The organism is Clostridium sardiniense (genome assembly GCF_050584765.1).
GTDB classification, from domain to species: Bacteria; Bacillota; Clostridia; order Clostridiales; family Clostridiaceae; genus Clostridium; species Clostridium sardiniense_A.
The window spans coordinates 22,481-39,048 of sequence record NZ_JBNOOR010000001.1; the positions used below are offsets into that span (position 1 = coordinate 22,481).

General features: G+C 28.2%; 15 protein-coding genes. 13 read left to right on the top strand and 2 right to left on the bottom strand.

The window, feature by feature from the left end; all coding sequences use genetic code 11:
• Positions 1-9: 9 nt before the first annotated feature.
• The 6 genes from ACQPUW_RS00105 to ACQPUW_RS00130 all read left to right on the top strand — a co-directional run bounded on the left by ACQPUW_RS00105 (position 10) and on the right by ACQPUW_RS00130 (position 6,772).
• Positions 10-903, top strand: coding sequence for a BadF/BadG/BcrA/BcrD ATPase family protein (locus ACQPUW_RS00105; RefSeq protein WP_430835487.1), 894 nt, complete (start codon positions 10-12; stop codon positions 901-903).
• 31 nt (positions 904-934) lie between these two features.
• Positions 935-2,023, top strand: a complete 1,089-nt coding sequence (locus ACQPUW_RS00110) for a DUF871 domain-containing protein (protein ID WP_430835488.1) — start codon at positions 935-937, stop codon at positions 2,021-2,023.
• Between the two features lie 103 nt (positions 2,024-2,126).
• Positions 2,127-3,461 carry a 6-phospho-beta-glucosidase gene (locus ACQPUW_RS00115; protein ID WP_430835489.1) on the top strand — a complete coding sequence of 445 codons (1,335 nt, stop codon included), beginning with the start codon at positions 2,127-2,129 and terminating at the stop codon, positions 3,459-3,461.
• Between the two features lie 159 nt (positions 3,462-3,620).
• On the top strand, positions 3,621-4,487 hold the full coding sequence (locus tag ACQPUW_RS00120; RefSeq protein WP_430835490.1) for a DegV family protein: 867 nt from the start codon (positions 3,621-3,623) through the stop codon (positions 4,485-4,487).
• Between the two features lie 52 nt (positions 4,488-4,539).
• Positions 4,540-5,625 carry an ethanolamine utilization protein EutH gene (gene eutH, locus ACQPUW_RS00125; RefSeq protein WP_430835491.1) on the top strand — a complete coding sequence of 362 codons (1,086 nt, stop codon included), beginning with the start codon at positions 4,540-4,542 and terminating at the stop codon, positions 5,623-5,625.
• Positions 5,626-5,638: 13 nt separating this feature from the next.
• On the top strand, positions 5,639-6,772 hold the full coding sequence (locus ACQPUW_RS00130) for an ABC transporter substrate-binding protein (protein WP_430835492.1): 1,134 nt from the start codon (positions 5,639-5,641) through the stop codon (positions 6,770-6,772).
• Here ACQPUW_RS00130 and ACQPUW_RS00135 read toward each other — a convergent pair.
• Positions 6,761-7,891 carry a glycosyltransferase family 4 protein gene (locus ACQPUW_RS00135; RefSeq protein ID WP_430835493.1) on the bottom strand — a complete coding sequence of 377 codons (1,131 nt, stop codon included), beginning with the start codon at positions 7,889-7,891 and terminating at the stop codon, positions 6,761-6,763. The two genes, ACQPUW_RS00130 and ACQPUW_RS00135, sit on opposite strands and share 12 nt — an antisense overlap.
• 119 nt (positions 7,892-8,010) lie before the next feature.
• Here ACQPUW_RS00135 and ACQPUW_RS00140 point away from each other — a divergent pair, with 119 nt between their 5' ends.
• The 3 genes from ACQPUW_RS00140 to ACQPUW_RS00150 all read left to right on the top strand — a co-directional run bounded on the left by ACQPUW_RS00140 (position 8,011) and on the right by ACQPUW_RS00150 (position 10,758).
• Positions 8,011-9,006 (top strand): CotS family spore coat protein, encoded by a 996-nt coding sequence (locus tag ACQPUW_RS00140; RefSeq protein ID WP_430835494.1) that lies wholly within the window; start codon positions 8,011-8,013, stop codon positions 9,004-9,006.
• A gap of 63 nt (positions 9,007-9,069) precedes the next feature.
• Positions 9,070-9,699: a hypothetical protein gene (locus tag ACQPUW_RS00145; protein ID WP_430835495.1), complete on the top strand. Its 630-nt coding sequence runs from the start codon at positions 9,070-9,072 to the stop codon at positions 9,697-9,699.
• Positions 9,700-9,711: 12 nt separating this feature from the next.
• Positions 9,712-10,758, top strand: coding sequence for a CotS family spore coat protein (locus ACQPUW_RS00150; RefSeq protein ID WP_430835496.1), 1,047 nt, complete (start codon positions 9,712-9,714; stop codon positions 10,756-10,758).
• Positions 10,759-10,805: 47 nt separating this feature from the next.
• Here ACQPUW_RS00150 and ACQPUW_RS00155 read toward each other — a convergent pair whose 3' ends face one another.
• A complete protein-coding gene (locus ACQPUW_RS00155) occupies positions 10,806-11,927 on the bottom strand; it encodes a glycosyltransferase family 4 protein (RefSeq protein WP_430835497.1) in 1,122 nt (373 codons plus the stop codon).
• Between the two features lie 106 nt (positions 11,928-12,033).
• On the opposite strand from ACQPUW_RS00155, the gene ACQPUW_RS00160 reads away from it, so the two are divergent.
• The 4 genes from ACQPUW_RS00160 to ACQPUW_RS00175 all read left to right on the top strand — a co-directional run bounded on the left by ACQPUW_RS00160 (position 12,034) and on the right by ACQPUW_RS00175 (position 16,468).
• A complete protein-coding gene (locus ACQPUW_RS00160; protein ID WP_430835498.1) occupies positions 12,034-13,035 on the top strand; it encodes a CotS family spore coat protein in 1,002 nt (333 codons plus the stop codon).
• A gap of 96 nt (positions 13,036-13,131) precedes the next feature.
• Entirely contained in the window at positions 13,132-14,022 is an 891-nt protein-coding gene (gene yabG / locus ACQPUW_RS00165; RefSeq protein WP_430835499.1) for a sporulation peptidase YabG, read from the top strand.
• 275 nt (positions 14,023-14,297) lie between these two features.
• Positions 14,298-14,534 (top strand): Veg family protein, encoded by a 237-nt coding sequence (locus tag ACQPUW_RS00170; protein WP_204595475.1) that lies wholly within the window; start codon positions 14,298-14,300, stop codon positions 14,532-14,534.
• A gap of 371 nt (positions 14,535-14,905) precedes the next feature.
• Complete coding sequence (locus ACQPUW_RS00175; RefSeq protein WP_430835500.1) at positions 14,906-16,468, top strand: DUF3794 and LysM peptidoglycan-binding domain-containing protein; 1,563 nt, start codon at positions 14,906-14,908, stop codon at positions 16,466-16,468.
• Positions 16,469-16,568 lie beyond the last annotated feature (100 nt).

The following is a 16,568-nucleotide window of genomic DNA, read 5'->3' on the forward strand; positions in this document are numbered from 1 at the left end:
TTAGAAATTATGAAATATATCATTGGTGTTGATGGCGGTGGTACTAAGACAGAAGCTGTAGCTTATGGGTTAGATGGCAATGTTCTAGCTAAAAGCTTAACCGGTTTTGGAAATTTGCTTAATGATGAGAAAGAAGCTTTAAATAATATAACTAGCGCTGTTAACGAAATATTAGATAAGTTAAGTATAGATGGGTTAGAGGGTATATATCTTGGTATTGCAGGTTCAGAGGTATCAGATAATGCTAAAAAGATACATAATGAACTTAAAGCAAAGTTTAATTTAGATTCAGTTATTATGAATGATGGAGATTTAGCTTTAAAAGCATTACTAAAGGGTGAAGATGGAATACTTGTTATAGCAGGTACTGGTTCTACAGCCTTTGGTATAAATGGCACAAAACAGGCTAGATGTGGTGGATGGGGCCATATATTAGGCGATGAAGGAAGTGCATATAAGATTTCAATTGAAGCATTTAAAAGAATGATTTATGAATATGATTTTGGTTTAGAAAGAAGTGAACTTTCACAATCAATACTTGATGAGCTTAATGCCAAAGAAGTTGATGAAGTAATCGGATTTATCTATTCAGCAACAAAGGATGAAATAGCAGGTTTTGCAGGTTTAGTATCTAAATATGCAGAAAAAGGTGATGAATATGCTAAGGGCATATTAGAAACTGAGGGGGTTTTACTTGCAAAGGATGCAGAACGAGTATTTAAGAGTCTAGACTTTGATAAATGTAAAATAGGGCTTGTTGGAGGCGCTATAAGAAAATCTAGAGTATTGAGAAATGCATTTGAAGGATATCTAAAAGAGAAGATAAATGTTGTTGAATTTGTAGATGAAGATGTATCAGCGGCAAAGGGAGCATATTATATACACAATAACAGTGTAAGATAAAAAGATTTATAAGGTATTGGAGGTCATATTAATGAAGAGATTAGGTATTTCAGTATATCCAGGACATCGTCCAATGAATGAAATATTAGAATATATAGAACTTGCGGCAAAGTATGGATTTGAAAGAATTTTTACTTGTCTTTTATCAGCAGAAGGAAAATCAATAGAAGAGATTGTAGAAGAGTTTAAAGTTATGCTTAATGTAGCAAATAAACATAACATGGAAGTTATAGCTGATTTAGATCCAACTGTATTTAATAACTTAGGAGCTAGTATCACAGATCTTAAAGTATTTAAGGATATGGGGCTTAGTGGAATAAGATTAGATATGGGATTCTCAGGGAATGAAGAAGCTATAATGACTTTTAATAAATATGGATTAAAAGTAGAACTTAATATGAGTAATGGTACTAAATATGTTGATAACATAGTTTCATATAAGCCAAATTTAAATAATTTATATGGATGTCATAATTTCTATCCTCATGTTTATACAGGACTTTCATATGATCACTTTATAAAATGTAGTAAGCAATTTAAAGAGCTTGGAATAAAGACTGCTGCATTTGTAAATTCTCCTACTGCGGAATTTGGACCATGGCCAGTATCAGAAGGACTTTGTACATTAGAAATGCATAGAGATATGCCGATAGATGTTCAAGCTAAACATTTATTTGCAACAGGCTTAATTGATGATGTAATAATAGCTAACTGTTTTGCATCAGAAGAGGAACTTAAAGCATTAAGTGAAATTAATAAAGAAATGTTAGAACTTTCTGTTGAGCTAGAGGATGGTATACCAGAGCTACAAAAGAAAATAGTTCTTGAAGAATTCCACTTCAATAGAGGTGATGTTTCAGATTATGTTATAAGATCAACTCAATCAAGAGTTAAATATAAAGGAGAGAGCTTTGCTCCATTTAACACACAAGATATGAAAAAAGGTGATATCTTAATAGAGTCAGATCTTTATACAAGATATGCTGGTGAACTTCAAGTTGCAATCAAAGAAATGAAAAATAGTGGTAAAACTAATGTAGTTGGAAGAATTATAGAAGATGAACAATTCTTATTAGATTATATTGAACCATGGAGTAAATTTGCATTTAAATTAAAGTAATTTAAATATTATTAGGCTATGGGGATATTAAAACCATGGCCTTTTATATTAAAGTTTTACAAAAGAAATTACATATTATTAAATAAGTAAAGAGGTGCAGAAAATGAACAAAAAAGGAATTAAAATAGTTACTATTGGTGGAGGATCAAGTTATACTCCAGAATTAGTAGAAGGATTTATTAAGAGATATGATAAGCTACCTGTAAGGGAATTATGGCTTGTAGATATAGAAGAAGGAAAAGAAAAGCTTGAAATAGTAGGAAACCTTGCTAAGAGAATGGTTAAAAAAGCTGGAGTTCCTATGGAAGTTCATTTAACTTTAGATAGAAGAGAAGCTTTAAAAGATGCTGATTTTGTTACAACTCAAATTAGAGTAGGACTTTTAGATGCTAGAATTAAGGATGAAAGAATTCCATTAAGTCATGGTGTTATAGGACAAGAAACTAATGGCGCAGGTGGTATGTTTAAAGCGTTAAGAACAATACCTGTAATATTAGATATCGATAAGGATATGGCGGAACTTTGTCCAAATGCGTGGCTTATAAACTTCTCAAATCCAGCAGGTATGGTAACAGAAGCATTGATTAGACATGGTATAAATAAAAAGGTTATAGGTCTTTGTAATGTTCCAATAGGAATGGAAAAAGCAGCAGCTGATATGTTAGGTGTTGATCATTCAAGAGTAAGATTTGATTTCTTTGGATTAAATCATATGGTATTTGGAAAGAACATTTATGTTGATGGAGAAAATGTTACTAGTAAAGTTATAGATTCTATTGCAGAGGGTAAACTTGGATCAATAGTTAAAAATGTAAAAGATTTTGGATGGGATGCTGATTTTATTAAAGCTTTAGGAATGATGCCTTGTCCATATCATAGATACTACTTCCAAACTGCACAAATGTTAGAAGATGAATTAAAAGAATTCTCAAAAGGAGAAACAAGAGCAGAAGTAGTTAAGAGATTAGAAGCTGATTTATTTGATTTATATAAAGATGAAAATCTTGATATTAAACCACCTCAATTAGAAAAAAGAGGAGGAGCTTACTACTCAGATGCAGCTTGTAGATTAATTTATTCAATCTACAATGATGAAGGAGACATTCAACCAATTGACGTTAGAAATAATGGAGCTCTTGAAGGAATAGATGATGATTCAGCTGTAGAAATTTCATGTATGATTACAAAGGATGGTCCAAAGCCATTAGCTATGGGAGAAATTCCTGTATCAGTAAATGGATTAATCCAAACAGTTAAATCATTTGAAAGATTAGTTGTAGAAGCAGCTGTTACAGGGGATTATCATAAGGCGTTAATGGCACTTTGTATGAATCCATTAATTCCTTCAGAAAGTATGGCTAAAACTCTGTTAGACGAATTACTAGAAGCACATAAAGATTATTTACCACAATTTAAAAAATATTTTGAAGATAAATAATATGGTATAAAAAGATGTACTTTAAAAGGTGCATCTTTTTTATGTATTAATATATTCTATAGGTGTATATGAAGGAATAGAAAGTAAATTATATTGGAATAAAACATAAATAAATTATGATATAATTGTATCTAGATTATTTAAATTTTGGAGGTAATAATGGGAGTAAAAATAGTAACAGATAGTACTAGTTATATTAATAAAAATATTAGAGAGGAATTAGAAATTGAGGTTATTTCTCTAAATGTTATTTTTGGTGGAAGAAGCTATAGAGAAGTTGAACTTAATAATGAAGAGTTCTTTGAAAACTTAGATAAGATAGAAGAAGTACCAACATCTTCTCAGCCTAATATAAATGAAGTTAAAGAAAAATTTGAAAATATTATTAAAAATGGAGATAAGGTTGTCTGTATATTAATGTCATCTGATATGAGTGGAACTTATCAAAGTGCAAATATGGTTAAGAATATGGTCTTAGAAGAATATCCAGAAGCAGAGATAGAGATTTTAGATTCTAGAACAAACTGTATGCAAATGGGATATGCTGCAATAGTTGCAGCAAAAGCAGCAAAAGAAGGAGACGATATTAAGGAAGTAGTATTAAAAGCAGAAGAAATAATAAATAAAAGTAAGTTCTTATTTATGCCAAAGACTCTAAAATATCTTAAAAAAGGAGGAAGAATAGGAAGTGCTGCTGCATTAGTTGGAAGTATATTAAAAATAATTCCTATTCTTACAGTAGTAGATGGAAAAACTACTATTTTTGATAAGGTTAGAACTAGAGGAAAGGCTATAAATACAATAATTAATAAAGTTATAGAAGATATTGATGAAAAAGGACTTGGCGAAATTGCTATACATCACATAAATTGTGAGAATGAAGGAATGGAACTTAAAAGAAATTTAGAAGATAAACTAAGGGAAAATGGAATAGAATGCAATATAATAGTAGGATCTATAGGACCGATAATTGGATTGCATGTTGGACCAGGAAGTATTGGAGTTGCATACTATACTAAAAATTAAGTAACATTAGGGGTAAATGCTAAATTGACTTATAACATATAGGGGAGAGGTTATGGAGAATATAGTACTATACATTGTTGCTATCTTTTTTTTGATAGGAGCAATAGATTATGTTTTTGGAGATAAACTTAAATTAGGAAATTACTTTGCTGATGGAATAAATAATATGGGGCCACTTGCAATAGCAATGGTTGGGATAATATCTTTAACTCCAGTAATAACAGAAGGATTAAATATAGTTTTAGTTCCAATTGCAGAGAGAATTGGAATTGATCCATCGATATTTATATCAAGTATCATTGCTATAGACATGGGAGCTTTTAATATAGCAGAAAATATTGCACTTAGTAAAGAAATGATATATTTTTCAGGAGTTTTAATGGCTTCAATGTTAGGGTGTACTTTAAGCTTTACCCTTCCTTTAGCTCTTGGAATAATAAAAAAGGAAAATAGACAGCCATTATTTATAGGTATGTTATTTGGTATTATATCATTACCTTTTGGTTTATTTATTGGAGGATTACTACTTAAGATACCTGTAAATATTATACTTATAAATTTGATTCCTATAATTATAATTTCTATACTTCTTAGCATAGGAATATTATATTGCGTAAATAAAACAATTTTTATATTTAATATTTTAGGAAAAGGAATACTATGGCTTAGTATAATTGGATTATCACTTCAAGGAATACAATCTATTTCAGGAGTAATAATTTTAAAAAATCTTATGCCATTACAAGAAGCTTTGAATATAGTAGGTAAAATTGCTATATTTTTAGGTGGTGCATATGTTATGCTTGAAGTACTAAAGAGATTGCTAGAAAGTCCTCTAGATAGATTAGCATTAAAATTTGGAGTTAATAAAAATTCGATTGCTGCATTTTTAGGAAGCTTAGCTTCAGCGATAATAGTATTTGTAAACTTCGAAGAACTTGATGATAAGGGGAAGATATTATGTAGCGCCTTTTCAGTTGGTGGGGCCTATGTACTTGGAGGGCAGCTTGGATTTGTTGCAAGTGAAGCAACTGAAGTCATAGGTATATATATATTCACCAAATTATTTTGTGGATTTCTATCAATTTTCATTGCAATATTATATATAAAGAAAAAAGAGAGCATAGTTAAGAATTAGAAGGATTGATTTTATGAAGGGTAAAATAAGAATGGTATTAATTTTTATTATAACAATAGTTGTATCTGTTGTAATAATAAATTATTTTAGTGATGATAAGCATAATAAAATAACAGGAGAAATTACTATTTGGGCAAATAATCATACATATGCTTACTTAGATGAATTGGCAAATGATTATATGAAAAATAATAAGAGAGCAAAGATTAAAGTTGAGAATATTAATAGCAAAGAGTATTTTAATAAAATAGTAAGTTTAAATAAAAAAGATGTACCTAATATTGCATTATTTGATAGTGAAGAGCTTACTAGCTTAATGAAAGAAAATAAAATTAAACCAGAAGATCAGAGTAATTTAATAAATACTTATAAAATGAACTTTTCAAGTAGTAGGTTACAAGAGGTAACTATAGATGGAAAGTTAATTGCTGTTCCATTTACAAGTAGACCTTTAGTTATGTATTTAAGAGAAGATGTATTAAAAGAGTACGGATATTCTAGCAATGATATAAATACATGGGATGATTTAATTAAAGTTTCAGAAGATATTTATAAGAAAAGTAATGGGAAGTATAGAGCTTTAAATGGGAATGGACAAGATTATAATGATTTAAAGACATTGCTTATAATGCAGAATATGCAGTATGAAAGTGATAAAGATAAGATAATAAAAAATGTAGAAAAAAATTTGAAGGATTTTAATGAAAAAAATATTATTACAAAAAACAATGATGAAAGCTATTTTGCAAAAATATCCTCTATAAATGGAATGAAATCTATTAAAGAGCTAGAAACGAAATGTATTTGGACAGCAAATAATCCTCCGGCTGCTAAAATTGGATCAAATAGATTTTTTGTGGCACAAGGTGAGAATCTAGTTGTTCTTAATGGTACTGAAGAGAAAGAACTTATAAATAGCTTTTTAGAGTATGTAAGTAATAATACAAATATAGCATTAAAATATGCACTTGATGGAAGTTTATTTCCAAGCTATATATATGCATATAAAAGTAATAAAGTAGAAGAGCCTGTTAAGAACTTTGAAGGAAAGAGCCCTCTTGTTGTTATGAGTAATATATCTAAGAAGGCTCCTAAAATAAATAATTATAATCTTTATAAAGAGATTGAAGGAAAGTTAGTTGATTAAAGAATCTAATATTGTTTCATATACATTTAATGTATTTTGTGCAGTTTGCCTCCAAGAGAATTGGAGGCTTCTTTTATATCCTTTTTCAATTAAATCATTTCTAAGAGAATCTTTTTCAAGTACATCAAATATAGCGCTAGATAATTCATCCTCTACTGTAGGATTGATTAGTAGTGCGGAATCTTTAGTTACTTCAGGAATTGATGTAGTATTAGAAGTTATAACAGGAGTTTTACAACTCATAGCTTCAAGTGGTGGAAGTCCAAATCCTTCATAATAAGATGGATATACAAAAAGATCCGCACCATTATAAAGAATAGGAAGATCTTTATCATTTAAAAAGCCAGTAAATATAATATCATTTTCTAAATTTAAGCTTTCAGCGTAATTCTTTAAATTAAGGCCATCATCTTTTAAAGAACCCCCAAGAACTAGTTTATATTTATTAGAAAGACTGTCTTTAACTTTACTAAATGCGCTTATTAGACCTCGAACATTTTTTCTTGAGCTAAATCCGCCTATATATAATATATAAGGTTCCTTAAAACTAAATTTATCTTGTATAGTTTCTCTACACTTATTTTTATTCATAGGAGTAAATTCATAATTTGTGGATAAAGGTGTTACAAATACTTTATCCTCTGGATAACCTTTAAAAAATTTTAGAATATCTCTTTTAGAATATTCAGAGACAGTAATTATACCTTTAGAATTTTCTATTATATTTGGAACATCTCTTAAAAATCTTTTTAAGTAGCCTGGACCAACAGTTTCTGGCATTATATATGGTATAAGATCATGTATTGTTACAAGTGTATTTATATCGTAATTAAAAGGGAATCCCATACCGTTTTGAGGAATATGATATAAATTTAATTCTCTATTTTTAATTAAATTCGGAATATATTCTTTTTCAAAAAAAGTACCATGGCGTCCAGAACAGTAAATAAGGTCAGTATTTTCTTGAATAAAGCTATTGTCCACTTTTCCAGCCCATATAAGAGTAAATTGGTTATTCTTATCTATGTTTATCATTTCTGAAATTAAGTTTCTTGTATATGTTCCTATACCAGTTCCTGCATGTAAGTTTATACTTCTAGAATCTATGCAAATCTTCATTAAAACACCTCAATTTAGCTATATACTATAAAATATTATTAATGGTAAAATTTGTGAATGAAATCACATTAAATTAAGGATATTCATATAATAAATCAAACAAGTTTTGGGAGAAGTATATGAATGAAAAGATTATTAAAAATATAGTGGAAAGAGAGTATGGTATAGAAGTTAAATCTGCCATAAAGATTAAAAATACTTATAAGATAAATGGAAATGAGGAATATTGTTTTAAGATTGTAAAATATAATTTTCCTCATTTTTGTTTTATTTTATCTTCTATGATGCATTTAAAAAATAATGGTTTTTCAAATGTATTAGATATAATAAAAAATAATAAAGGGAGTTTGTATGTAGAGCTTACAAATGGAAATTATGCTTACTTAACTAAATGGGTAGATTCAAGAGAAAGCAATTATGATGATATAGATGAACTAAAAAAGGTTTCTGAAAAATTATCAGAGCTTCATATCTGTAGTAGAAATTTTACTATAACACCTCTTATGAAGCCAAGAGTATATTGGTTATCATGGATAAACACATTTAAGACAAGAAGAGAAGAAATTCTTGATTTTGCACATAGAATATCTCAAAAGGCACATAAAAATGAATTTGATAAGGTATTTCTAGAAAATTTAGATGAAGAAATTAAAAGAGCTGATAGGAGTATAAATGGACTTATAAAAAGCGACTATTTTTGTGTTATGGAAGAACATTTAATGAAAAGAGAATTTTGCCATCATGATTTGGCAAATCATAATATCTTGATAGGAAAAGATAATAAGATAAATATAATTGATTTTGATTATTGTATTTTAGATAGCCATCTTCATGATTTATCTTCATTATTTATGAGATCTATGAAATATCATAGGTGGGATAAAAAGAAGGGAAATATAATATTAGAAGGGTACTCTAAAAATATTGAGATTTCTAATAAAGAAAAAAAGATAATGAAATCATTTATGTTATTTCCACAAGATTTTTGGCAAAGAGGATTACAAATGTATTGGGAGCAACAGCCATGGGGAGAGGAGTTTCTTTTAGATAAACTTAATAAATATTTGAATGATAGAGAAGAGAAGGAAGAGTTTTTAAATAATTTCTTTAACTAAGGGGTGATTACTATAAATGAGATAACTCTTAAAAATTATTTGTTGGAAAATGACGTTTATATAATGGGAAATTATTTTAAAAAGAAGAAAAATGATATAAATATCTTAAATCATATAGAGATAATAATTAACCTTCAAAAAATTTTGATGGGATACCATTCTGTTGAAAAAAACAGTATTTTAAGTGAAATAGGTAGAAGAGTCGATAGAATTTTCGTGATGACAAAAAAGCTAGATATAGGATTTAATGAGTTAAATTATTATGAAAAATGTGTATTAGATAAAATAAAGAAACAGCTTAAGAAAATAGAGGATATTGATTATATAGATATATATAGAAGAGGGATGTATAAAGATGAAATATGTATTGAACGAATCGATGAGAGTAACTTAAGGGTCGTAGATCAAGTAGAGGTTGGTAAGATTAAAAAAATTAGTTTTAACATAGTGGAGGAGGACTTTATAAATTATTTATTTAAATATAAGAAGAAATGTAATAAAGATGCCTTGAGAGAATATGCAAAAGAATATGTAAGAAGGTCAAACCTTAAAAAAAGTAGCCTTCAATATATAAATTTAATTGTTGATATGCCATGTGAGAGCCTTAAGTATTGGTATAAAAATAGATATGAGTGGGATGAACATAGCAAAGATGAATTCAGACTGATAGCTGAGAAAGAATTAGAATTCTAAAGGAGGTATGTAATGAGGAAGGTTAAATATGGAGATAAAAAGCTTTTATGTAGATATGATTTAAGTAAAAACTTTTTTGACAAGCTAGGACTTGATATATTAGATATAACTCCTCTAAGAAAGTTATATATATTAAATACAACTGAAGGAAAGAAAATATTAAAGAAAGTTGATTATAATGAAGATAGAATAAAGTTTATAGGAGAGTCTCTTGAATATGTAAACAAGAATTTTCCATACATTATGAAAATGAATAAGCTACAAGCAAATGATAATTATATAAGCTGGCAAGGTGATAATTATATAGTAATGGACTTAATAGAAGGAAGAGAGGCATCCATAAGTAATCCCATAGAAGTTGAGATGTGTAGTGAGGGATTAGCTAGAATGCATAAGGCTTCTCAAATGATTAGCGATGCACTAGAGCCTAAAGAAGTACCTATTAAAAAATCTAACAATTTAGTTGAGTACTATAAATCAATAAAAGAAGATCTTATAAATATAAAGGAATGGGTAAGTTGTTATACTTATAAAAATGAATTTGATAATCTTTTTCTAGAAAATTGTGATAGATATATAGAAGAGATATCAAAGGTAAATGAAATGATTTGGGTTAGTAAATATAGAGATTTATTAATGGATAAGGAATTAATATGTCTTTGTCATAATGACCTTGCAAACCATAACTTTATAATCAATGAAAATAAGATTAATATAATTGATTTTGATTATTCTACAATAGATTTAAGAACTTTAGATATAGCTGATTTTCTTTTGAAATGGATTAAAAATAGTGTTTTTGATATAAATAAGGGAAAGCTTGCATTAGAGAGCTATGATAAAATATTCAAAATAAAAGATGAGGAATATAAACTTATATATATTTTGATGAGTTTTCCAAGGGATATATATTCAATAATAAAATCCTATTATCATAAGAGTAAAGAATGGGAAGAAGAAGTTTTTCTTCATAGATTCAAGACAAAACTTGAGAATGATGTATTTAGAATGAAATTTTTAGATGATTATAAGGAGTTTTATGAAGAGAAGATATTATAAATAAATTAAAGAGTGAGTGATTAAAATTTTTAATCACTCACTCTTTTTTATCTACTTAAAATACTTTCATAAGCTTTAATAGTATTTAGTGCTGTATTTTCCCATGAAAATAATCTACTTCTTGTTAGTGCTTTTTTTACCATAGCTAGGACAAGTAAGCTATCACTTAGAACTCTTTGCATTGCATAACATAAATCGTCAGGATTATGAGGGTTTATAAGTAATGCAGAATCATAACACACTTCAGGAAGGGATGTTTCTGTAGATGTTATTACAGGAGTACCACATGCCATAGCTTCTATAGGTGGCAATCCAAATCCTTCATAAAAAGATGGATACACAAGCATTTCACAAGCATTATAGAAATAAGGTAAGTCTTCAAGTGGGATAAATCCAGTAAATATAACATCATTTTCAACATTCAAATCTCTAGCTCTATTTAAGTAGACATCATATGAGAATCCTTTTTTACCTGTTATGACTAGCTTGGTGCTTTTTCTATAAGGAGGAGGTAATAATGAAAATGCTTCAATTAATCCAATTATATTTTTTCTTGGACTAAAGCCTCCAACATATAATATAAAATCTGATGCAATACCATATTTTTTTTCAATATTTTTTTTGCATTGGCACTTACTCATAGGTCTGTAAATCTCTTCAGCGGCTAAGTGAGTTACATATATTTTTTCCTTAGGATAATTAAATTCCTTGCATATATCTTGTTTAGAAAACTCTGAAACAGTAATTATTCCATCACAATTATCTAGAATTTTGGGCATATCATCATTAAATATTCTAAGATAACGATCGCTAACTGTCTCTGGCATTCTAAGCGGGATTATATCATGTAATGTAATGGCTTTTTTGCAATTAATATTGTCAGAAAGTCCTACACCGTTTTGAGGAACGTGATATAATTCCATGCTATTACTAGATAAAATATTAGGAACTCTTACCTCTTCCCAAAAGTGCTCCTTAACTACAGTATCAATTTTTTCGATTTTAAAATTAGAATTTAAATTACTTAGTTTGGGATTATCTGGTGTAAAAATTAAATAATTATTATTGAAATCTACATTATTTAAATTATTTATCAATTGGTGTGTGTACGTGCCGATACCTGTTCCTCTATACCATTTTGCGGCTCTGCCGTCAATGCCAATTTTCATGATTTAATCCTTTCAAAGTACTCTTAATCTTATTATATTTATTTATAGTAAAAAATGTTAATAAAAGAAATAGGTAGTACATATAAATATTAAGGGGGTGATTAAAATGATGAGAGAGTTTGAAATAGAAAGACAATTTAATATTGAGATTGAAACTTTAAAAGCAAATAAGGGTGTATACTATTTAAAAACTAACAAAGGAGAACGTTGCTTAAAAAAAATAAACTATGGACCTCAAAAACTATTATTTGTATATGGTGCTAAGGAACATTTAATAAATAATGGATTTGATAAAGTAGACAAATATTTTTTAAACATAGAGGGTGAGCCATACGCATTAGTAAATGAAGATTTATATACTCTATCAATATGGTTAGAAGGAAGGGAATGTGATTTCCATAAAATTTCTGAAGTAAAACTTGCAGCAGAAACTTTAGCAAAATTACATGAGGCTTCAAAAGGGTATGATCCACCTGAAAATTCAAAGTTAAAGAGTGATCTTGGTAGATGGCTTAATCTTATGAAAAAGAGGGTTAAATCATTGGATAAGATGAGAGATATGGTTAGAAAGAAGAGTAATAAGAGTGATTTTGATTTAATATATATTAAATCAATGGAATTTTACAAAGAAATGGGCAGAGAATCTTATAATACTCTAGAGCAATCAAATTATCTTGGACTTTGTGAGATTGCAGAAAATGATAAGAGTTTCTGTCATCATGATTTTACTTATCATAATATTATAATTGATGGTAACAATGATGTTAATGTTATAGACTTTGATTATTGTAAGAGAGAAATAAGAGCTTTTGATATTTCTAACTTCATGACTAAAGTATTAAAAAGAGTTGAATGGAACTTTGAATATGCGAAGGCTATAATTGACTCATATAATAGTATATCTCCTATAAGAGAAGATGAGTATAAAGTTTTATTAGCTTATCTACAATTCCCTCAAAGGTATTGGAGATTAGCTAACAGATATTATTACAATGAAGTTAACTGGGGACAAAATACTTTTGCTAAGAAGCTTCAAGGAATAATAGATGAAAGAGATAATTATTTAGAGTTTTTAAAGAAGTTTAAAGAAGAATATAACATTGACTAAAACAAAACTCCATTTCGGTGGAGTTTTATTTTAATTAAATCATAAATCATATTTTTTACATAGAATAAATAGAGTAATAATATTTTAGGTGAAATTATGGTTGTAGGAGATATAGTTGTAAGAAAATCATACGATAAGGATGTTTCTTTCAAAGTGATTGATATAAAGGAGGTAGATGGAAAAGTTACGTTTATATTAAAGGGGTTAAATATAAGAATCATAGCAGATGCTGAGAGCGACGATTTAGAGAAAGTATCAGAAGATTACTCAGGAGAGCAAGATAAAATTTTAAATAGTAGAGTTAATAAGGCTATAAAAACCGCTATTTCAACCAGAGATATATATAACAGAAAAGGTGCAACAAAAACAAGTAATAAAGTAAGTAAGGTCTCTAAAAATGAAGAAAAAGAAGAATTGTTTTTTGGAAGACCAGGAAAAATACTTCACGTTGATGGGGACAAAGAATATATGGATACTTGCCTTAAAGTATATAAGCAACTTTCTCTTGATGCAGTGGGGGTAGCACTACCGGAGGAAGAACAACCTAAAAAGATAGTTGATTTAGTAAAAGAAATTAAACCGGATATAGTAGTTTTAACAGGACATGATGGTGTTCTTAGAGGAACTAGAGATTATTTGGATCTTAATAATTATAGAAATTCATTATTTTATAGAGATGCAGTAAAGGCACTTAGAGATTATAACTCAAGTTATGATGAATTAATAATCTTTGCAGGTGCATGTCAAAGTTGTTATGAAAGTATGTTAGATGCAGGGGCAAATTTTGCATCTTCTCCAAGTAGAGTTCTTATCCATTGTTTAGATCCTGTATTTGTATGTGAGAAAATTGCATATACTAAAATTAACGAAATTGCATCAATTAAAGAAGTTATTGAGAATACAATCACTGGTATAAAGGGTGTAGGCGGTTTACAAACTAGAGGGAAGTATAGAGAGGGATATCCTAAATCACCATATATACTATAAGTAAAATTAAATATAAAGGGATAAGATTATAAATATAATATTTAGAATAATTTATAATTAAGTCCCTTATAGTTTTTATATATTATATCGATTATTAATGAAAAATTAGTTTGAGGTTTTATGCATAAATGTGAGTAGATTTACAAATAATAAAAAGGTAAGAAAAAGTATGAAAAAAATATTGACATTATAATTGTTAAGTGTTAAAATTAAGTTTTTGCTTGACGAAGCTTCAAAAAAATGGTATAATAAAAAATAAGAAAGAGGGTGTTTTTATGGAAACTATTAAGACAATTGCCTCAATTAAAAAGAATATTGAGGGGCACCTTGGAGAAAAAGTAACTTTAAAAGCTAACGGAGGAAGAAAAAAGATTCTGGTTAACGATGGAGTTTTAGAAAGTGCTTATCCTAGCATATTCGTAATAAGATTAGACAATGACACCCAAAGAACCGTGACATATAGTTATTCAGATGTATTAACTCAAACAGTGCAATTACATTTTCCAGGATAGAAAATAAAACTTCGATTTTCGAAGTTTTTTTCTATTTAAATAATTTTAAATAAAAAAAAGAAAGATGGTGGGTTTCCATCTTTCAACTATGGTATAAAAGGGTATTGAGAATTTATGAGAGGTTATATGGTCAATAACCATTTACTATGTTACGACAAAAAAGACTGTTTGTCAACAAAAATATAAAAAAAATTTAAAAATAAATAAAAAAAATATATACTTTATAAAAAATTTTTCTTTAATATGGATATTATGATGAAAAAACTTATAAAAAAATAAAAAAAATAATTTGCTTTTCCTTCACATTAGGCATACATTTAGAATATTTTTATATAAATAGTAGTAGGTAGTTTATAGGGAGGGATTAAAAAATGTCAAAGATAGATGTTATAAAAGAAAATATCCAATTTGAACAACTTTTAAAAGAAAGCAATACTACAACTATGTTAAATGATGAATATCTTATACCTGATACTCATCCAGATGTAGAAAAAGTGCTAATGATAGAGGCAAAACCTTCTGTTACTTCTAAAGAAACAATGGGAGATAAGATCGTTGTAGAAGGAAAGGTTGAATATAATTTAATGTATTTAGCTAAAGAAGAAAATATAGTAGTTTCATCAGTTAATTATTCTCAAAAATTTAATAGCAGCTTAGACTTAGAAGAAGCTGAACATAAAATAGTCTGCGAAGTTGAATGCAGAGTAGAACATATTGAAGCAAAGATAATCAATGAAAGAAAAGTAGCTATTGATGGGGTACTTAATTTTAATTGGGAAATGTATAAAGGAAAAGAATTAGAACTTATAAAAGATGTTGAGGGAACAGAAGGTATAGAAATTCTTAAGAAAAATGAAGTTATAAATAATAAAAATGCAAATGAAAATATAGATATAGCTGGTAAATCAGTTATTAGAGTTAGCATGGATAAACCACAGATATCAAAGATATTAAAATCTAAAATTGAACTTCAAAAGAAAGAAATAAAAGTTGGAGAAGATAAAGTACACTGTGGATGTTATTGCAAACTTGTAATATTATATTTAAGCAATGAAAGTAAGGATATCTTCTATTTAGAAGATAATATTTATCTATCAAAAGAGGTTGAAGTTGCAGGAGTAACTCCAGATATGATGGTAACAGCTGATTATGATATAAAAAATAAAGATATTACTGTTGAAGAAGATGATTTAGGTGAAGCTAGAATTCTTAATACAGAAGTTTTACTTAACTGCAATGTAAGAGTCTTCTCAAAGAAAAATGTTGATATAGTAATAGATGCATACTCACCAAAATTTCCAATTGAAATTTCCAAGGATGAATGTGAGATGGGAATGATTCAAGGTGTCTATAATACTGAATCTATGGTAAAAGATAATCTTTATATGAATGAAGGCGCTATGATGCCTGAGAGAATAGTAACATTCTCAGGTAATGCTATAATTACTGAGAAATCAGTTGTTAATGATAAAATTATGGTTGGTGGATATATAAGTGTTAATGTTATATATAAAACTAATGATGAAGATAAGTATCTAGATAAGGTTTCTGGTGATATACCATTTAATGTGAGTATCGAAGCAAGTGGCGCTAATGATAAGATGAAGGCATTAGTTAAAGCCAATATAGAAAATATGGATGTAGCAATAGAAGCCAATACTATAGCTATAAAGGCTACTTTAATCATGAATGCTAAGATATTATTTGAAGTTAAAAAAGAATTTGTAAAAGATATCTTAGAGACTGAAGGAGAAGAAGTTGAAAAGAAAGCTAGTGTAACAATATATGTAGTAGGTAAAGGGGATACCTTGTGGAAGATCGCAAAGAAATATAATACAACAATGAATGAAATTATAAGAATGAATGAATTAGAAGAGCCTGATATTTTAGTACCTGGAGAAAGGTTATTAATACCTGGAAGAATAGTATCTTAGTCTAAAAAAAGAAGTCTTGCTAGATGTTTAGCAAGACTTCTTTTTGCATTTAAATGTTTAAATATGAGTTTTAATATTCTTGAATAAATAATATAGCCTT